This window comes from Actinoallomurus liliacearum, from assembly GCF_039542035.1.
Classification (GTDB): domain Bacteria; phylum Actinomycetota; class Actinomycetes; order Streptosporangiales; family Streptosporangiaceae; genus Actinoallomurus; species Actinoallomurus liliacearum.
This window is the reverse complement of record NZ_BAABHJ010000005.1, coordinates 182,976-201,859: the sequence shown is the minus strand read 5'-3', so window position 1 is coordinate 201,859 and position 18,884 is coordinate 182,976. Positions and strand designations below refer to the sequence as shown.

Genomic DNA, 18,884 nt, shown 5'->3' with positions numbered 1-18,884 from the left:
GCCGGACGACGGCACCGGCGAGGCGGCCTGAGCGCCGGAAGACCACACCGAGACGACGGGGATGACGGGGAGGCGGCATGGAGACGGCGGACATGTACATCAGCGGGGTCGGGTCGTACGTCCCCGCGACGGTGAGCGTCGATGACGCCGTGGCGGCGGGCCGGTACACCGCCGAGGAGGTCGAGCTGCACGGACTCGCCTCGGTCGCGGTGGCCGACGACGTCCCGGCGCCGGAGATGGCGCTGCGCGCGGCGCGCAGCGCGGTGGCCCGCAGCGGGCGGTCCCCAACCGACCTCGACCTGCTGCTGTACACCTCCACCTGGCACCAGGGCCCGGAGGGCTGGCCGCCGCAGGCGTACGTGCAACGCCACCTCGTCGGCGACGGGGTGCTGTCCACCCAGCTCAAGCAGGGCTGCAACGGCATGCTCACCGCCTTCGAACTGGCCGCCTGCCACCTGCGGGCGGTGCCCGGCCGCCGGGCCGCGCTGCTGGTCGCCGCCGACAACTACGGCACCCCGCTGGTGGACCGGTGGCGGATGCTGCCCGGGGCGGTCGCAGGAGACGCGGGCAGCGCCGTGGTGCTCGACACCGAGCCGGGGTTCGCCCGGCTGGCGTCGGTGTGCTCGGTGTCGGTGTCGCAGGCCGAGGAGATGCACCGCTGCGCCGAGCCGCTGTTCCCGCCCGGCATCCTCGAGGGCCGTACGGTCGACTTCGCCGCGCACAACGACGAGTTCCGCAGGCGAGCCGTGGTCGAGGGCGACGGCACGCGCGTGCTGGTCACGCTCGACGAGCGGATGGCCGAGGTGATCGACCAGGCGCTGGCGGAGGCCGGCATCAAACCGGACGACGTGACACGGGTGTCGTGCATGAACACCTCCCGGGAGATCGCCGACCAGGTCTGCGAGATGCGGCTGGGCGTGCCCGCGTCCCGCTCGGCGTGGGAGTTCGGCCGGACCATCGGCCACTGCGGGGCCAGCGACCAGATCCTCGCGCTGGAGCACCTGGTCCGCACCGGCGACCTGGGCCCCGGCGACCACCTGCTGATGTTCGGCTTCGGACCCGGCGTGACCATCTCGGCCGCCGTCGTGGAGGTACTCGAGTCGCCCGTCTGGGCGCGGACACGGGGAGGCGATGCCTGATGGACCGACCGGTCGAGGCGATCGCGGTGATCGGGATCGGCTGCCGCCTGCCCGGCGGCGCCGGCTCGCCGGACGCGTACTGGGAACTGCTGCGCGAGGGACGGGACGCCAGCGGGCCGGCGCCCGCGGACCGCTGGCAGGACTACGCCGACCGCGGCCCGTCGTACGCGGCGGCGGTCCGCCGCACCGTCCCGCGCGGCAGCTTCCTGGAGGGGGCCGCGGACTTCGACGCGGAGTTCTTCGGGCTCTCGCCGCGTGAGGCGGAGCTGATGGACCCGCAGCAGCGGCTCGTGATGGAGACCGCGTGGGAGGCCCTCGAACACGCGGGCGTGTCGCCGGACGCGCTGGCCGGCACGGACGCGGGCGTGTACGTCGGCGTCTGCACCGGCGACTACGGGCACCGGCTGCTGGAGGACCTGCCCGACATCGAGGCGTGGACCGGGATCGGCGCGGCCACGTGCGCGGTGGCCAACCGCGTGTCGTACGCCCTGGACCTGCGCGGCCCGAGCCTGGCGGTGGACACCGCGTGCTCGGCGTCGCTGGTCGCGGTGCACCTGGCCGTGCAGGCGCTGCGCGCCGGGGAGACGGACGTGGCGCTGGCCGGCGGGGTCAACCTCATCCTGTCCCCCGGCGAGACGCTCACCCTGGACGCCGCCGGCACGCTCGCGCCGGACGGGCGCAGCAAGTCCTTCGACGCCGCCGCCGACGGCTACGGGCGCGGTGAGGGCGCGGCCGTGGTGGTGCTCAAACGGCTCTCCGACGCCGTGGCGGACGGGGACCGGATCCTCGCCGTCGTCCGCGGCAGCGCGGTCAACCAGGACGGCCGCACCGTCGGCATCATGGCACCGTGCGGCCAGGCACAGGAGCACGTCATGCGCCGGGCGCTGCGGCAGGCGGGCATCGAGCCGGGCACGGTCGGCTACGTCGAGGCGCACGGCACCGGCACCGCGGTCGGCGACCCCCTGGAGGCCGCCGCGCTGGGCGCCGTGTACGGGGCCGGCCGATCGGCGGACCGGCCGTGCCTGATCGGCTCGGCCAAGTCGAACATCGGCCACCTCGAGGGCGCCGCCGGCATCGCCGGCCTGGTCAAGGCCGTCCTGGCCCTGGAGCGCGGCGAGCTCCCGCCGAGCCGGCTCGACACGCCCACCCCGGCCGTCGACTGGGCCGGCGCCGGGCTGCGCGTGGTCGGCGCGCCGACACCGTGGCCGGACTCCGCGCACCCGCGCCGGGCCGCGGTCTCCGCCTTCGGCTACGGCGGGACCGTCGCCCACGTGGTCCTCGAAGAGGCGCCACCGGCCTCGCCGGCCGATGGGGGGACGGCGGGCCGGCTGTTCCCGGTGTCCGCCGCGTCGCGGACGGCGCTGCGGCAGGCCGCCGGAAGGCTGGCCGACGCCGCCGGTGACCACCCGGCGGCCGGCGTCGGGCACACGCTCGCGCTGCGCCGGGCGCACCTGGCGGAACGCGCGGTGGTCGCGGCGGACGACGCCGCCGCGCTGACCGGCGGGCTGCGCGCCCTTGCCGCCGGCACCCCGCACGCCGCCGTGACCACCGGGCGGGTGCTCACCGCCCCCGGTCCCGGACCCGTGTTCGTGTTCTCCGGCCACGGCTCGCAGTGGGCCGGCATGGGCCGGGAGCTGCTGGCGACCGAACCGGCGTTCGCCGCGGTGATCGACGAGCTGGAGCCGGTGTTCGCCGCCGAGATCGGCTTCTCCCCACGGGAGGTGCTGACGGACGGTGGGCTCACCGAGGTCGACCGGGTCCAGACCATGATCTTCGCGATGCAGCTCGGCCTGGTCGAGCTGTGGCGCGGGTACGGCGTGCGCCCGCACGCGGTGATCGGCCACTCCGTCGGCGAGATCGCCGCGGCCGTGACGGCCGGGGCGCTGAGCCGGCTGGACGGCGCCCGGCTGATCTGCCGGCGGTCCCGGCTGCTGCGGCGGGTCGCCGGTCGCGGCGCGATGGCCATGGTGCAGCTTCCGTTCGCCGACGCGGCCGCGCGGCTGGCGGGCCGCGCCGACGTCGTCGCCGCGATCGCGTCCTCCCCCGGTTCGACGGTCGTCTCCGGTGAGCCGGACGCCGTGGCCGAGGTGCTCTCCGGCTGGCTGGAGGAGGGGATCCCGGGACGCCGGGTCGCCTCGGACGTGGCGTTCCACGGGCCGCAGATGGACCCGCTGCTGGCCGAGCTGACCGCCGCCGCGGCCGACCTGACGCCCCGAGTCCCGGACCTGCGGGTCTACTCGACGGCGCTGGACGATCCGCGTGCGGCACCGGGCTTCGACGGCGCGTACTGGGCGACCAACCTGCGCCGGCCGGTGCGCCTGGCCGACGCGGTGAGCGCGGCGGCCGCCGACGGCTACCGGGCGTTCGTGGAGATCTCCCCGCACCCGGTGGTCACCCACTCTGTACTGGAGACGCTGAGCGTGACCGGGCACGAGGACGTCTTCGTCGGCGCGTCGCTGCGCCGGAACCGCCCGGCCCGCGACACCCTCCTGACGGGCGTGGCCGCCGCGCACTGCGCCGGCCTGGACGTCGACTGGCGGCGACTGCAGCCGGCCGGCGGGCCCCTCACACTCCCCACCTACCCGTGGCAGCACCGCAGGCACTGGCGCGCGCCGTCGGCTCCCGACGCCGGCGGCCGGGGCCACGACCCGGACGCGCACACGCTGCTCGGCGACGGCGTCGAACTGGCGGGGACCGACGTCCGGCTCTGGCGGACCGCCCTGGACGACCACACCCGGCCCTACCCCGGCAGCCACGCCATCGAGGGCGTGGAGATCGTGCCGGCCGCGGTACTGGCGGTGACGTTCTTCGCCGCCTCGGGCGGCCAGGCGCTCGGCGAGGTGACGATGTCCGCGCCGCTGCTGACCGCCGACCGCCGCGAGGTCCAGGTCGTACGGCAGGGCGCGGAGCTGCGGCTGGCCGCCCGCACGGCCGGCGAACCGGATGCTCCCTGGCAACTGATCGCCACAGCCACCGCCGCGGGCACCGCCAACGCCACGGGCACCGTCACGGCCACGGCCGACGCCACAGGCACCGCCACAGCCACGGCCGACGCCACGGCCACCGCCGAACCGGGAGACGGGCCGACCCTGCCGGATCGGCCGCTCGCCCCGGCCGATCCGGGCTCGGTCACGCAGCGGCTCGCCGCCGTCGGCGTACCCGGCACCGGGTTCGACTGGACCGTCGAGGAACTCCTGCGCGGCGACGGCGTACTGCGCGCCCGCGTCCGGTGCGGGCCGTCCGACACCTGGGCGCCCGTCCTGGACGCGGCGATGTCGGTGGCGCCGAGCGCGTTCCCCGGCGACCCGCTGCTGCGGATGGTGACGCACGTCGACCGGCTCGTCGCGGTCGGGAAGCCGCCGGACACGGTGCACATCGAGGTCTGGCTCGACCCGGATCGCGCCGACACGGTGCAGGTACGGGTGACCGACCCCGCCGGTGCCGTCGTCGGCCGGCTGGACGGGCTGCGGTACCCGGTGATCGACGCGCCGGCCGCACGGGAGAACGGCGCCGACGGGACGGGACCGGTCGAGTCGTTCGCCGAGCTGGGGCCGGAGGAGCTGCGCGCCTTCCTCATCCAGGAGGTCGGCGCGCAGATCGCCAAGGAGATGCGGCTCGACCCCGCCGACCTGTCGCCGCACCGCCCGCTGGTCGAACAGGGCCTGGACTCGGTGCTGACGGTCGTCGTCCGCCGCCGGCTGGAGAAGCGATTCCGCTGCTCGCTGCCGACCACCCTGCTGTGGCGGCAGCCGACCATCGTCGCGGTCTCCGACTACATCGCCGGGCTGGTGTCCGCCCCGAACGGGAGCGCCGATGCGGGGTGAGCGAACGGTCGCCGGCCCGGCCGAACGGACCGACGCGGCGCGGGCCGAACGGGCCGATGTAGCGGGGGCCGACGCGGCGCGGATCGCGCGGCTCTCGACCCGTTGCCGGCTCGTCCTGCTGGAGATGATCCACCGGGCGGGGTCCGGGCACGCCGGCTCGTCGCTGTCCTGCACGGACATCATCGGCGTGCTGAAGTTCGACCAGATGGACCGGCGCGCGGACCGGTCGACCGGCGACGTGTTCGTCCTGTCGAAGGGCCACGCGGTGCCGGCGTGGTACGCCGCGCTGATCGTCGACGGCGACCTGCCCGCCGAGGAGGTCGGCACGCTGCGCGCCCTGGACAGCCGGTTGCAGGGGCACCCGGACCGTACGCGGCTCGGGCTGGTGGACGTCAGCACCGGCGCGCTCGGCCAGGGCCTGTCGGTGGCCGTCGGCCGGGCGCTGGCCCGGCGGCTGCACGGCCGGGACTCCACCGTGTACTGCCTGCTCGGCGACGGCGAGTGCCAGGAGGGCCAGGTGTGGGAGGCGTTCCTGTACGCCGGCGCGCACCGGGTGCCCGGCCTGGTGGCGATCATCGACCACAACGGCGGCCAGAGTGACGGCGCGGTCGCCGACATCCTGCCGTTGTACTCGCTGCCGGAGAAGCTGCGCGCGTTCGGCTGGCACGTCGACGAGGTGGACGGCCACGACCACGGCGCGCTGCGCGACGTGCTCCGCCGTCGCGACCGCGACCGGCCCTCGGTGATCATCGCGCACACCCGCAAGGGCCGGCTCGGCCCCGACCGCGTCCTGCTGGGCGGCAGCCACAGCGACCTTCCGTCGGCGGCGGAGTACGCGGCCGCGGTCGACTACCTGGAGACCCTCCTGGAGCAGGGCTCATGAGCTCGACTCGGGACTGGTTCGGGACCGCGCTGGTCGAGATCGCCCGCGAGTACGACCACGTCGTGGTGGTGAACTGCGACCTCGCCAAGGCCACCCGGACGCTGCCGTTCAAGGAGGAGTTCCCGGACCGGTTCTTCGAGTGCGGCATCGCGGAGGCCAACGCCATCGGCGTGGCCGCGGGGCTGGCGCAGGAGGGGTTCCGGCCGTTCGTCGCGAGCTTCGGCCACTTCCTGACCGGGAAGTTCCTGGAGATCTTCCAGACGGTCGGGCTCAACGACGCGGGCGTCGTCCTGGTCGGCACCCACGCCGGGCTGGCGATCGGGCGGGACGGGCCGACCCAGATGGGGCTGCGGGACCTGGCGCTGATGCGCACCCTGCCGAACGTCGGCGTGTTCCAGCCCGCCGACGGCGTCGAGACCTGGCAGATGACGGCCCACCTGGCGACCGACCGGCGCCCGAGCTACCTGCGGCTGTGCCGGCAGTCGCTGCCGGAGGTGCACGCCGACGGGTACCGGTTCCGGTTCGGGATCCCGCACGTGGTCCGCGCGGGCGCCGACGTGGTCGTCTTCGCGATGGGCGGCACGGTGCCGGTCGCGGTCGAGGCGGCCGACCGGCTCGCCGCGCGCGGGATCGCGCCGACCGTGGTGAACGTGTCGTCGCTGCCGGTGGACCGGGCGACGGTCGAGCGCCTCGCCGGCGGGCACCGGCAGGTGCTCGTCGTCGAGGACCACTACGCCGTGGGCGGGCTCGCCGACGAGCTGGGCCGGATCGTGCTGGGCCTCCCCGACCGGCCCCGCTATGACGTCCTGGCCGTACCCGACTACGGGCAGGCCGGCCCGCCCGAGGACCTCTACCGCCGGTACCGCCTGGACGCGCCGGGGATCGCGGACCGTGTCGCCGCGCTCCTCCAGGACGCCCCGCGGTGAGACCGCCCGAGACAGCCGCCGACCCGAGGATGGCGACCGGATTGCGACTGATCGTCTGCAGCAACAGCGCGCCGCGGTGGCAGGACGGCGTGGGGCTGCTGCCCCGCTCCCCCGGCGGCCTGGTCCCGCTGCTGGCCACGCTGCTGGGCGAGCACGGCGGCGACTGGGTCTGCACGATGCCCGCCGACGGGCCGCCCGGTCCGGAGCCCGTCGAGGTGGCACGGCTGCCCGGCGACGTGACCCTGCATCGGTTGCGCCTGCCCCCGGCGACGGTCGAACAGCACTACGAGACGATCGGCGTGCGCCTGCTGCTGTGGCTGTTCCACTACCTGCTCGACACCGCGCGGCAGCCGGACGGACGGCTCGCGGAGGCGTGGTCGGCGTACGAAGCGGTCAACCGGGCGTACGCCGACCGGGTGGCGGCGCTGCTGACGGGGTCGGCGGAGGAGTTCGTGCTGGTCAACGACCATCACCTGTTCCTCGTACCGGAGATGCTCGGGCGGCGCGCGGAACGCCGGGGCCGGGTCGCGTTCTTCCAGGGCCTGCCCTGGTGCGAGCCCGACTACTTCGGTGTCCTCCCCGCGTACATCCGCGACCGCGTCCTCACGAGCCTGCTGTGCGCGGACGTGATCGGTTTCCACTGCACCCGGTGGGCGCGGGCCTTCCTGGGCTGCTGCGCGCGGTTCCTGCCCGGCTGCGCGGTCGACGACGACGGCGCGACGTTCGACGGGCACCGGACGCGGGTGACCGTCGCGCCGTTCCCGCTGGACGTCGCGATGGTGGAGCGGCTGCGCGACGAGCCCGCCACCGCCGACTGGCGGGCGCGGCTCGACCGGGACGCCGGCGGCCGACGGCTGATCGTCCGCGCCGACCGCATCGACCTGTGGAAGAACCTGCCGCGCGGCTTCGCCGCGTACCGGAGCGTGCTCGAGCGCGAACCCGGACTGGCCCGGGACTGGTGGTTCTGCGCGGTGGCCACCCCGCCGGGCCGCCCCACCGAACGCACCCGCGATCTCCAGCGCGAGTGCGAGGGTCTCGTCGCCGACCTCAACGAGCGGTTCGGCGCGCCCGGCCGGCCGGCCGTCTCGCTGGTCTACCCGGACCTGGCGACCACCCGGAACTGCGTGGTGGCGGCCCTGTCGGGGGCCGACCTCACGCTGGTGAACCCGACGTTCGACGGCATGAACCTGGTGGCCAAGGAGGCCCTCTACCTCGGCGAACGCGGGCGGCTGCTGCTGTCGGTCAACGCGGGCGCCTACGAACGACTCGCCGAGCACGTGACGCCGGTGCACCCGTTCGACGTCGAGGCCACCGCCTCGGCGCTGCGGGACGCGATGACGCGCGGTACGGACCCGGCGGGGCGGGCGGCGGCACGACGGCTGCTGCGCGACCAGGACGCGACCGACTGGCTGAAGCGGATGATGGGAGTTGAACGGTGAAGACGACCGAGGTCACCACGCGATACGGACGAACCAGCCGGCTGGCCGACGAGGCGGCCGCCGGTGCCTACCTGTTCGCGGAGCACACGATCGAGCCCGGACAGGCCACCCCCTTCCGGACCCATGCCCGCGACCACCGGACGTTCGTCGTCATCCAGGGCCGGGTCAGGCTGGAGACCGCGCGCGCCCGCGGCACCGAGTCGGCGACGTACGAATACCTGGACGGCTGGCACGCCCTCCCGGGCTGCGTCTACCGGATCGTGGGCGTCGAGGGCGAACCGGCGATCCTCATCGAGGCCGGGTCCGTACTGGGCGAGACGGCGGAGGCGACCGGGCCGGCGTTCCCGGACGCGGTGGCCCGCCCCTGTCCGGACGTCTCGGACTACACGGTGGACAAGCCCTGGGGCAGTGAGGTCTGGTACACCCAGAACCTCCCCGACCTCCCGTACGCGCTGAAGCGCATCCGGATGACCGAGGGGCACCAGTCGTCGCTGCAGTCCCACCAGCAGAAGCTGGAGACGAACTACGTCATCGAGGGAGAGGCCACGGTGCTGAGCGGAGCGATGGCCCCCGCGGACCTGACCGCGGTGATCGACGTCGGGTCCCTGACGACGACCGTCCACGGTCCACGGTCCGGCTGGACCAACCCACCGGGCGAGCTGCACCGGGTGATCGCGCGGACCGACTACACCTCCATCGAGATCTCCACCCCCGAGCTGGACGACGTCATCCGGTGGCAGGACGACGCCGGGCGCGGCCACGGCCGGATCGACGCCGAGCACGCGGGCGGCCGGTCATGAGCCTCACCGAGACGATCGAGCTGTACCTCACCGAGAAGCGCCGGATCCTCGACGCCTTCCCCGTCGCGGTGCTGGAACGCGCCGCCGAGATGCTGTTCGCGACCTACGACCGGGGCGGCACCGTCTATGCCATGGCCAACGGCGGGAACGCCGGCACCCTCGACCACTTCTACTGCGATTTCAAGCACCATCCGTTCGTGACGGAGGACAAGACCCGGCCGCTCCCGGCGGACGTCCGGCGCCTGTCCTTCGTCAACCTGTGCGGGTCGGCCGCCGAGCTGACCGGACTCGTCAACGACATCGGCTTCGAGGACATGTTCGCCGCGGCCCTGGCCCCCATCGTCACCGCGAACGACCTGGTGATGGCCTACTCCGGCAGCGGGAACTCCGCGAACGTGACCAAGGCCCTCGAGGTGGCGGTCGCGGCGGGGGCCGGGACGTTCGCCATGACCAAGGGCGACGGCGGCCGGTGCAGAGAACTCGCCGAGGTGTGCCTGGTCGTGCCCGGCACGTCCCGGTTCCCCGGCCAGGTCGGCAAGAACGACAACAACTTCCACTTCGAGGACCTGATGCTGTCGATCAACCACATCCTCGTCGGCCTGCTCAAGGAGCGCGTCGCGGCCCGCCACCCGGCGGACTAGTGCTCTGACCGGCCGAGCAATGTACGTGCGACGTCTTCCAGTGATCCGAGCAGCGGGTTGGGGTCGTCAGCGCGCGTGACGAGCACGACCTCGCAGGGATCGATGTCGATGACCGGCACCAGGGCGATGTCCTCACGCACAGCGGCGCGTCGATCGCCGGCAGGGAAGATCGCGACACAGTGGCCGGTGGCGATGAGTTCCAGCTTGTCCTCGTAGCTGTCGTCGACCGACGGCGGGGGTGGTGCCGGGCGGTCGCCGACCGGCTTGGGTGTGCTCCAGACGACCGGAGTGCTGACGCAGGCCACCAGTTCCTCGTCGGACAGAGCCCGCAGGCTGACGGCTTTCTCGTTCGCCAGATGATGACTCGCCGACGTGACGAGCACCCGCGACTCCTCATGGAGCTTGGTCACCCGGAAGCCGTCCGTGGGGAAGGACAGGGGCCGGTACGCCACGAGGGCGTCGGCCCGCCCTTCGGCGAGGGCGCGGGTGTCCCGCCAGTCGAGGTGCCGGGTGCGGACCTGGCCGTCAGGGTGCCGGCGGCGCAGTTCCTGCACACAGGCGGTGATGACCAGTCCTTCGGCGTAGCCGATGGTGACGGTACGGGGCTGGACGGCGGCTCTGGCCGTGCGAGCGGCTTGCTCGGCCCCCTGGAGCAGCATCCGGGCCTTGGGAAGGAATGCCTGACCGGCGTCGGTGAGGCTGCTGCCCTGCGGCGAGCGGTCGAAAAGCCGGACGCCGAGCTGAGCCTCCAGTCGCTGGATCTGGCGGCTCAGCGACGGCTGCGCCAGGTGCAGCCTGGTGGCGGCCCGGCCGAAGTTGCCGTGCTCCGCCACGACCGTGAAATAGCGCACGAGCCGCAGATCGACGTCCATTCGCCCAGGGTACGTCCCGCGTCGTCATACGCCTGGGACATGACGGCATACGGAACAGGCCTTGGACAGGGTGTGCGGGTGGGTACTTGGCTTGAAAGCATGACCACTTATGACGGCAAGAAGATCGTGATCACGGGTGGAAGCAGCGGTATCGGCCTGACCACGGCCCGGCTGTTCGCGGACGGTGGGGCGCACGTACTGATCACCGGCCGCACCCGATCCACCCTGGACGCCGCGCTGGAGCAGTTGGGGGACAAGGCCGTCGCCGTCCGCAGCGACGCCGCGTCCTTGGGGGACATCAAGGCGCTGGCCGGCACGGTCCAGGAGCGGTTCGGCACGGTGGACGCGCTGTTCGTCAACGCCGGTGTCACCGCGTCCGCGCCGTTCGACTCGACGACGGAGGAGATGTACGACGCGCTGTTCGGCATCAACACCAAGGGGCCGTACTTCACGGTGCAGGCGTTGGCGCCGCTGTTGCGCGAGGGAAGCGGCGTGGTCCTCACCACGTCGGTGGTGAACGTCCTGGGCCTCGACGCGCTCAGCGTCTACTCGGCGAGCAAGGCGGCCCTGCGGTCGATGACGCGCACCCTGGCCCGCGAGCTGCTGCCGCGCAAGGTGCGCGTCAATGCCGTGAGCCCCGGCCCGATCGACTCGGGCATCTTGGACCGCTCCCTGCCCACCGACGTCGTCGAGACGATGAAGGACACCTACCGGAGCACCAACCCGATGCAGCGGCTGGGGGCGCCCGAGGAAGTGGCCGCCGCGGTGGCGTACTTGGCGTTCGGTGCGACCTTCTCGACGGGAACGGAGCTCCCTGTCGACGGAGGGGCTTCGCAACTCTAGGTGCTCTGACCGCGTAGGTTCGCCGGGTCATTCAGGCCGCGGCGGCCCGTCTGGACGACCAGTCGCACTCCGGCGTCCGCTCGACCAGTGGCAGGATGCTTGCGATAGTCGCCGTCCACGCCACGGGGCGAGTGGTCGAAGGAGGGGTCCGATGAGCCGGAGGAACCACCACGTCGCCGTGCTCGTGCTCGAAGGGGCGAAGCCGCTCGACGTCGGCATCCCCGCCCAGGTGTTCTCCAACCGGCCGAACATGCCGTACGAGGTGCGGGTGTGCGGCGCGGCGCCGGGCCTGGTGACCGGCGGCGACGGCCTCTCGTACCACGTGGCCGAGGGCCTCGAGGCCCTGGAGCACGCCGACACCGTCTTCATTCCCGGTTACCGGGAGCCGGCGACCACGGAACCGCCGGCGGCGGTCGTCGGCGCGCTCCTGGCCGCCCACGAGCGCGGGACCCGGCTCGCGGCCATCTCGACCGGGGCGTTCGCGCTGGCGGCGACGGGCCTGCTCAACGGCAAACGGGCGACGACCCACTGGCACTACACGAGGGTCCTCGCCGAGCGGCATCCGCTCGTGCGGGTGGACGAGAACGTGCTGTTCGTGGACGAGGGCGACGTGCTCACGTCCGCGGGCGCGGCGTCCGGCATCGACCTGTGCCTGCACCTGGTGCGGCGTGACCACGGTGTCGCGCGCTCCAACCACGTGGCGAGACGGCTGGTGGCCGCGCCGTACCGCAGCGGCGGGCAGGCGCAGTACGTTCCCCGGAGTCTGCCCGAGCCTCTCGGCGACCTGTTCGCGAGCACGCGCGAGTGGGCCCTGTCGCACCTCGCCGAACCGCTGACCCTTGAGGCGCTCGCCCGCAACGCACGGGTGTCGGCGCGCACCTTCTCGCGGCGGTTCGTGGAGGACACCGGCTACACGCCGATGCAGTGGGTGCTCCGGGCGCGGGTGGACCTGGCGCGGGAACTGCTCGAACGCACCGACTTGGGCGTGGAGGAGATCGCCGACCGCGTCGGGCTCGGCACCGGGGCGAACCTGCGCCTGCACTTCCAGCGCATCCTCGGCACCTCACCAACCGAGTACCGCCACACCTTCTCGGCCTGAGCCCCGAGCAGGGCCACGGCGCGCAACGACGCGCTGGTCCGGCGAAGATCTGGCGAGATCCTTGCGGCCAGTGGCGAAACACGTGGCGTGATCCTTGCGCACGTTGTCTTTCAGGCCACTGTCAGCCTCGCCATCAGGTGCCGACCATGGGGACGGGACGAAAGGAACAGCCTCCATGACTCGTATCGCCGTCAACGGATTCGGCCGCATCGGGCGCAGCACACTCCGCGCCCTACTGGAGCGCGGAAGCGACCTCGAAGTGGTGGCCGTCAACGACCTCACCGCCCCCGAGACCCTCGCGCACCTGCTCAAGTACGACAGCACGCTCGGCCGCCTCGGCCGCCCCGTCGAGGTCGACGGGACCGACCTCGTGGTCGACGGCCGCCGCATCACGGTGCTCTCCGAACGCGAACCCGCCGACCTGCCCTGGGCCGACCTCGGCGTCGACATCGTGCTCGAGTCCACCGGTCGCTTCACCAAGGCGGACGCCGCCCGCGGCCACATCCGCGCCGGCGCCAGGCGCGTGCTGGTGAGCGCCCCCTCCGACGGCGCCGACGTCACGCTCGCCTACGGCGTGAACACCGAGGTCTACGTCCCCGGCGAGCATGTGATCATCTCGAGCGCCTCCTGCACCACGAACGCGCTGGCTCCGCTGGCGTCCGTCCTGGACGACCTGGCCGGCATCGAGCACGGCTTCATGACCACGGTGCACGCCTACACCCAGGAACAGAACCTGCAGGACGGCCCGCACCGCGACCTGCGCCGCGCCCGCGCCGCCGGTGTGAACATCGCGCCCACCACCACCGGGGCCGCCAAGGCCATCGGCCGGGTCCTGCCGAACCTCGACGGCAAGCTCTCGGGCGACTCGATCCGCGTGCCGGTTCCCGTGGGCTCGATCGTGGAGCTGAACACCACGGTCTCCCGCGAGGTCACCCGCGACGAGGTGCTCGCCGCCTACCACGCCGCCGCCAGCGGCACGCTGAAGGGCATCCTCGAGTACGCCGACGAGCCGCTGGTCTCCAGCGACATCGCCGGTCAGCCGGCGTCGTCCATCTTCGACGCCGCCCTCACCCGCGTCGACGGCCGGCACGTCAAGGTGGTGGCCTGGTACGACAACGAGTGGGGCTTCTCCAACCGCGTCGTCGACACCCTCGAACTCCTCGCCCGCGACTGACCGCGGCGCGGTGCTCGGACCGTCGGCCGGAGGCCGTGCCCCAGCCGACGGTGCGGGCAGGTCAGAGGTGGAGGGACAGCCCCTTGAGCCGCCGCGCGTCGGCGAGACGGGGCACTTCGTCTTGTCCGGTCAGTGCCCGGTGCCGTCGGTGACGTGCCGCAGGTACCGGTCTGGTCGGGACATGAACCGCTTCCAATGGTCGACGAGCTCCAGCTCATCCCATGTGGTGTGGCGAAGGCCGTGGTCGTTGAGTTCGATAATGTCGGCGCCGGGCGTGGCGGCCAGGACCGGGGAATGGGTGGCGCAGATGATCTGTCCGCCGATCGCCGCCAGGTGATCCATCAGGGACACCAGGCGCAGGCAGGACATGAACGACAGAGCCGCCTCGGGCTCGTCCATCAGGTACAGGCCGGGGTCGTTGAACATCGCCTCGAGCACGGTGAAGAACCCTTCACCGTGGCTCTGCTCGGTCAGATCCTCCTCCCAGAAGCCGTACATGCCGGAAACGGACTGCCCAAGGTTGAATAGCGTCTCCGCGCGGAAGAAATAGCCGCGACGAACCCGCCGCGGCCCGCGGACCAGCCTGGACCCCTCCGGGGTGAGGTCGACGTCGAGGACCTTGCCGAGCGGAGTGAGCTCCCCGACGCTGGCGTACTTCGTGCCGGCCTTGCCCCCCTGAGAGGGGATCTTGCAGGCATCGGCGATGGCTTCGATGATCGTGGACTTGCCTGTGCCGTTCTCCCCGACGAGAAACGTGAGCGGCCGGCGGAAGTCCAGCGCGTGATCGAGCGCCGCGACGGCAGGGATCGTGTGCGGCCACCGCGTACGGTCGATGGGCTGAGACAGCTCGATGCGTTGGACGATCACGGGCTGGGCCCCCTATCGGTCGTTCGGTCTCCGGTCTACCGGTTCGGCCTGCACGGACGCGGGGGTCTCGTGGGCGGGCTGTCGTAGCTCGGGACACAGCCGCCCGCCGGACGGCAGTCGCCCTTCGGCCGGCACGCCGGGCTGCAGCTCGGGCCGCACTGTGGGTTGCACATCTTCGGTACGCACGGCGCTTCGGTCGGCGCGAAGTGCGCGTCGAGGTATTCGGTGACCGACACCATGCTCGGTCCGGTCACGATGTCACGCAGCGTGCTGTCGCGGACGTTCCCGACCGGTAGCCAGCGCGCCATCACGCATGGCCACACAGTACCGTCCGGCGCGACCGCGAGGCTCCCGCTCGTACAGGCCCCGCATAGCTGGTCAACGCCCTGCGGACGGTCCCGGACCCCGCGGCCGATCTGCCGCAGGCGGTCGTGCTCGATGTCGGTGACGCCGAGGTCGGCGAGCATCGCCGCAGCCTGGTCGGTGCGCTGTCCGTGGTGGACGCCGATGATCCCCACGCGCAGCGGGATCGATCGGCGCACGGCCTCAATGATGTTCGCGCGGGTGCGGACGTGACCCGGTCGCCGGGTGATGGCGGCGTGCTCGACGGCGTCGTCGGAGTACCAGGAGGTCGCCAGGCTGACGCCGGGCTGGGTGAGCTTGTCCCACAGGAGCGGCTTGATGTGCACGAGGTTGCTGAACACCTCGACTCGCAGGCCGCGCGCCAGGCCGTGGTCGATCAGGTCGGGCAAGCCGGGGTGCAAGGTGGGCTCACCACCGATGAACTGGATCTCCTCGACCCCGAGGCCGGCCGCCTCATCGATGACGCGGTGCCAGTCCGGCGCGGTCATGGTGCCGTGCGTGCCGGTCGGGCCCGAACCGGCATAGCACTGCACGCATTCGAGCTGGCATTTCCCGGTGATCTCTAACCACATGAAGTGCATCTGCACTGGTCGTCTCCTTCGGGGGTTTGACTGCTACCCCAAGGCTCGTGCTGGGCGCCCGGGGCGCGCTCGGCCGTAGAGGTCAGGCCGGATCGGAGCTCATCTTCATCAGCAGCTGCTCGGCGTCGGAGACGAACGTCTGCGCAGCCTCTAGCAGGTTCTTCGCGTGTCCGATGTACAGCTGAACAGACAGGGCGTTCTCGCCGACGCGCACCGGATGCCCCGGCGCCGCCCGGCGAATCGCGGCGACCGCCAGTGAGGCGAGCGCCTCGCCGTGCTCGGTGAGCACGTTCAGATACGCGGTGACCTTGCCAAGGTCATCGGCGATGACGCCCTCCTTCGCAAAGAGCTGGGCGTTCTCCTCCATCTCGGCCATGGAGATGATGAGCCGGTCACCCAGACCCATCACCGGTTCTCCACGATGTCGACGGCGACCTCGACGCAGCCGCTCGATACGTTGCTGATCGTGTTCTTACGCCACCTCGTGGCCCAGCTGATTCCGTCCATATCTCTCTTCTCCTTCGGTTCTGACGGGGTCGCCGAGGGGGTGCCGAACTCGCAACGGACGTTGCAGCGCTGCCCGCCGCCCCTCTCGGCGGCCTAGGGGGAGCGCCGGGCGTGACTCCCTCAAGCCCCCGCCCGGCGCTCCGCAGTCCCGGCAGCGACAGGTTTGGCGTCCGTACCTGCCGGGACATCTGGCAGGGGCCGCGGCGGGCCGGAGGATCCCGCCGCGGCCCTCTCCCGCGCGGCCTTCTCCGGGGGAAGATGGGCCGCGTGGGAGGGAGTGAGCGCGCACCGCGATCGAGTCGGATCTCGGTGGCCACCGGCACGCGCTCACGTTCGAGTTGGCCGAGAATCAACGCGGCACCGCCTGGCCGTAATGCGCACCGAGCGAAGTTCGCCCGCACTGGCTCAGCAGCCGCGCGGGATCGACAGCGTCCTCGATCCACGGAGCGTTGGTGCACATTGCGAATGCGCTGTAGACCCGCCGCCACCGGCACCACATGACGATCCAGCCCGGGCAGTGGGCCTGCAGCGCGGCGACATCCTGAGGCGTCGGGTCCGGAGGATCCTGGCGCGCCGACGCCGGGTGGACCCGGGCATGTGAGCGGCGGGTCACCGACCCGTTCCCTCAGGCTCGACGAGTTGGAGGACCTTGCGGACCGATGCGGCTGGATGCGTGACGTCGAGGATGTCGGCGTGAACGCGGACGTTGAAGCCGTGATCCGTCAGCGCTGCCGCCAGCGCGCGCAGGTGCTGGTTGGTCTTCGCCACTTGTTCGGCGTCCGCAGCGGCATCCCGCGGCTGCTCCGCGACGTCTTCGGAATGCTTCCGTTCCGTGCTCATGCGGATACTCAAGTCCGATCGGCCGCGGCAGCAGAAGGCTTGCGGATGGGGGCGGGTGCGTGAACGGGAGGGCGTGCAATCCGCCGGTTCGCTAGAGCGCGAGCGTGGCGGGTGCAAAACTGCGGACAACCGGCGGGAAGGGCGTCCCCATGACACGACGGCCGAGACAGCCCAACGAGCGTCTCAGCGCGTTAATCGACGAGACCGGCATCTCGCACAAGGGCCTCGCTGCGCGGGTGGTCAAGGTCGGCAAGGCCAAAGGCTACGGCGACCTCCGGTACAACCACAGTTCGGTGGCGCGGTGGCTTCGTGGTGAGATACCGCGCGAGCCGACCCCAGCGCTCATCGCAGAGACATTCAGCACCGCTCTCGGACGCCCGGTGACGGTGGCCGACGTCGGGATGGCTCGGCAGCAGAAGACTTCGGTGGATGCGGCGTTGCAACTGCCGCAGCGTCCTTCTGACAGCGCGCGCCTCCTGGAGGCCCTGTCACACGATGACCTGGAACGGCGACGGGCGCTCCTGGGGGCCGACTTCGACATCGCCGCCTTCAACTCCGCTGCGCTGCGGTGGATCCTCGCCCCTCGTACGGCGTTGCCTGCCGCCACGGGCTCACGGGCGATCGGCGCCGCTGACATCGAGGACATTCGGGAGGCGACTCGAGCATTCCGTGTGCTCGACAACCGGATGGGCGGGGGACGAATCCGTCCGACGGTAGTCGACTATCTCCACGGCAACATCGTTCCGCTGCTCAACGGCTCCCGCTGTACCGAGGAGATACGACGAGCGCTGTTCTCGGCAGCAGCTGAACTCGCCCACCTGGCCGGATGGCAGGCATACGACCTGGAATGGCATGGTCTGGCGCAGCGCTACCTTGTCCAAGCTCTGTCGATGGCTCGATTCGCCGGCGACCATGCCCTGGGCGGGGAGATCCTCGCCGCGATGAGTCACCAGGCACTGTGGGTGTCCCGACCAGACCAGGCCATGGACATGGCTCAGGCCGCTCAAGCCGCCAGCCGACGAGTCGGGCAGCCGATCCTCGAAACTGAGAGCCTCGTCATGCAGGCCAACGCCCACGCCATCCTCGGCGACGCCGGCGCCTGCTCCAACGCTCTGAAACAGGCCAGTGTCACGTTCGAGAAGACCGGCACCGATCCCCCGCTCTGGCTGCGTTACTTCGATCAGGCATACCTTGCGGCCCGGATCGCTCACTGCTTCCGGGCGCTCGGACAAGGCCGGTCAACGGAAAAGTACGCCCTTCAGTCTCTCGACATGGACGACCGGTTCATCCGCGGCAAGGCGTTCAACGTCGCCATCCTGGCCTCCGGCTATGCCCTCCAGGGAGAGACCGAGGAAGCGTGCGCGAAGGGCCGAGAAGCAGTCGACCGTGTCGTCATGCTGCACTCGGCGCGGGCCGTCACCTACATCCGCAATCTTCTGCTCGATCTGGCTCAGCAGCGGGACACCGAGGAGTGCCGCGAGTTCACGCAATACGCCCGGTTGCAGCTGCCCGCTCTGCGGCAGCGTGCATTACACCGATGATCGTCGCTGCGCCCAGTATCTCGCCCCGAGCGATCATTTCCTGCGCCTCGCTGATGGGCACCCAGCGGACTTCCTCGGCCTCGTCGAGTTCCGGCTCGCCGACGTGGTCGGCGCCGTACGCGACGTAGATGTCTTGTGGGGCATCAGCGGAGCCGACCATCGGCTGGTACGACAGCAGAAACTTGACGCTGCGGGGACGCCAGCCGGTTTCCTCCTCGGCTTCCCGGGCCGCCGCAGCCGCGCCGTCCTCACCCGGATCGACGTAACCCCCGGGCGCCTCCCAATCCCACTGGTCGACGATGAAGCGATGCCGCCAGATCAAGAGAATGCTCTCGCCGGTCTCATCGAGCACGATCGTCATCGCGCACCGCCGCATGCGGAATACGTACTGCTCGAACCTGACCCCGTCCGGTAGCTCCACGCTGGCGATCGAAAGACGGATGTGCGAGTTCTCGTCGACCAGGCGCTCGCCGTGGATCGTCCAGCGGGTCCGCTCGGAGGAAGGCTCGGTCACAGGGCGACGCTACCCGGCGGTCTGCCCAAGC

At 71.8% G+C, this 18,884-nt stretch carries 17 protein-coding genes; 11 read left to right on the top strand and 6 right to left on the bottom strand.

From position 1 onward, the window contains the following. Positions 1 to 77 precede the first annotated feature (77 nt). From ABD978_RS08640 to ABD978_RS08610, 7 genes are read left to right on the top strand one after another with little or no spacing between them, the layout of a single operon-like run. Positions 78 to 1,139, top strand: coding sequence for a ketoacyl-ACP synthase III family protein (locus tag ABD978_RS08640; protein ID WP_345351198.1), 1,062 nt, complete (start codon positions 78 to 80; stop codon positions 1,137 to 1,139). Next, positions 1,139 to 4,963, top strand: a complete 3,825-nt coding sequence (locus ABD978_RS08635; RefSeq protein ID WP_345351195.1) for a type I polyketide synthase — start codon at positions 1,139 to 1,141, stop codon at positions 4,961 to 4,963. The genes ABD978_RS08640 and ABD978_RS08635 overlap by 1 nt, the downstream gene beginning before the upstream one ends. Further along, on the top strand, positions 4,953 to 5,846 hold the full coding sequence (locus ABD978_RS08630; RefSeq protein ID WP_345351192.1) for a transketolase: 894 nt from the start codon (positions 4,953 to 4,955) through the stop codon (positions 5,844 to 5,846). The genes ABD978_RS08635 and ABD978_RS08630 overlap by 11 nt, the downstream gene beginning before the upstream one ends. Beyond that, entirely contained in the window at positions 5,843 to 6,772 is a 930-nt protein-coding gene (locus ABD978_RS08625) for a transketolase family protein (protein WP_345351189.1), read from the top strand. The genes ABD978_RS08630 and ABD978_RS08625 overlap by 4 nt, the downstream gene beginning before the upstream one ends. Before the next feature lie 41 nt (positions 6,773 to 6,813). Further along, complete coding sequence (locus tag ABD978_RS08620; protein WP_345351186.1) at positions 6,814 to 8,211, top strand: trehalose-6-phosphate synthase; 1,398 nt, start codon at positions 6,814 to 6,816, stop codon at positions 8,209 to 8,211. Next, positions 8,208 to 9,011, top strand: a complete 804-nt coding sequence (locus ABD978_RS08615) for a cupin domain-containing protein (RefSeq protein WP_345351183.1) — start codon at positions 8,208 to 8,210, stop codon at positions 9,009 to 9,011. The genes ABD978_RS08620 and ABD978_RS08615 overlap by 4 nt, the downstream gene beginning before the upstream one ends. Further along, positions 9,008 to 9,652 carry a D-sedoheptulose-7-phosphate isomerase gene (locus tag ABD978_RS08610; RefSeq protein WP_345351180.1) on the top strand — a complete coding sequence of 215 codons (645 nt, stop codon included), beginning with the start codon at positions 9,008 to 9,010 and terminating at the stop codon, positions 9,650 to 9,652. Before ABD978_RS08615 ends, ABD978_RS08610 begins: the two co-directional genes overlap by 4 nt. Here the strand turns inward: ABD978_RS08610 and ABD978_RS08605 are convergent. Next, the gene (locus ABD978_RS08605) at positions 9,649 to 10,524 is read right to left on the bottom strand and encodes a LysR family transcriptional regulator (protein ID WP_345351177.1); all 876 of its coding nucleotides are present in this window, start codon (positions 10,522 to 10,524) and stop codon (positions 9,649 to 9,651) included. The two genes, ABD978_RS08610 and ABD978_RS08605, sit on opposite strands and share 4 nt — an antisense overlap. A gap of 99 nt (positions 10,525 to 10,623) precedes the next feature. On the opposite strand from ABD978_RS08605, the gene ABD978_RS08600 reads away from it, so the two are divergent. The 3 genes from ABD978_RS08600 (at position 10,624) to gap (ending at position 13,640) form a co-directional block, all read left to right on the top strand. Further along, positions 10,624 to 11,367 carry an SDR family oxidoreductase gene (locus ABD978_RS08600; protein WP_345351174.1) on the top strand — a complete coding sequence of 248 codons (744 nt, stop codon included), beginning with the start codon at positions 10,624 to 10,626 and terminating at the stop codon, positions 11,365 to 11,367. A 151-nt stretch (positions 11,368 to 11,518) separates the two neighbouring features. After that, positions 11,519 to 12,466 (top strand): GlxA family transcriptional regulator, encoded by a 948-nt coding sequence (locus ABD978_RS08595; protein ID WP_345351171.1) that lies wholly within the window; start codon positions 11,519 to 11,521, stop codon positions 12,464 to 12,466. A gap of 175 nt (positions 12,467 to 12,641) precedes the next feature. Continuing rightward, positions 12,642 to 13,640 (top strand): type I glyceraldehyde-3-phosphate dehydrogenase, encoded by a 999-nt coding sequence (gap, locus tag ABD978_RS08590; RefSeq protein WP_345351168.1) that lies wholly within the window; start codon positions 12,642 to 12,644, stop codon positions 13,638 to 13,640. 129 nt (positions 13,641 to 13,769) lie between these two features. On the opposite strand, the gene ABD978_RS08585 is transcribed toward gap, so the two are convergent. From ABD978_RS08585 to ABD978_RS08570, 4 genes are all read right to left on the bottom strand, one after another. Next, positions 13,770 to 14,507 carry an AAA family ATPase gene (locus ABD978_RS08585; RefSeq protein ID WP_345351165.1) on the bottom strand — a complete coding sequence of 246 codons (738 nt, stop codon included), beginning with the start codon at positions 14,505 to 14,507 and terminating at the stop codon, positions 13,770 to 13,772. A 35-nt stretch (positions 14,508 to 14,542) separates the two neighbouring features. Then, the gene (locus tag ABD978_RS08580) at positions 14,543 to 15,451 is read right to left on the bottom strand and encodes a radical SAM/SPASM domain-containing protein (protein WP_345353655.1); all 909 of its coding nucleotides are present in this window, start codon (positions 15,449 to 15,451) and stop codon (positions 14,543 to 14,545) included. An 82-nt stretch (positions 15,452 to 15,533) separates the two neighbouring features. Then, complete coding sequence (locus tag ABD978_RS08575; RefSeq protein ID WP_345351162.1) at positions 15,534 to 15,857, bottom strand: hypothetical protein; 324 nt, start codon at positions 15,855 to 15,857, stop codon at positions 15,534 to 15,536. A gap of 710 nt (positions 15,858 to 16,567) precedes the next feature. Further along, positions 16,568 to 16,798, bottom strand: a complete 231-nt coding sequence (locus ABD978_RS08570; RefSeq protein ID WP_345351159.1) for a hypothetical protein — start codon at positions 16,796 to 16,798, stop codon at positions 16,568 to 16,570. A gap of 149 nt (positions 16,799 to 16,947) precedes the next feature. Here ABD978_RS08570 and ABD978_RS08565 point away from each other — a divergent pair, with 149 nt between their 5' ends. Next, a complete protein-coding gene (locus tag ABD978_RS08565; RefSeq protein WP_345351156.1) occupies positions 16,948 to 18,339 on the top strand; it encodes an NsdA family TPR-like regulatory protein in 1,392 nt (463 codons plus the stop codon). Here ABD978_RS08565 and ABD978_RS08560 read toward each other — a convergent pair. Then, complete coding sequence (locus ABD978_RS08560; protein WP_345351153.1) at positions 18,281 to 18,853, bottom strand: NUDIX domain-containing protein; 573 nt, start codon at positions 18,851 to 18,853, stop codon at positions 18,281 to 18,283. The two genes, ABD978_RS08565 and ABD978_RS08560, sit on opposite strands and share 59 nt — an antisense overlap. Between the last annotated feature and the right edge of the window lie 31 nt (positions 18,854 to 18,884).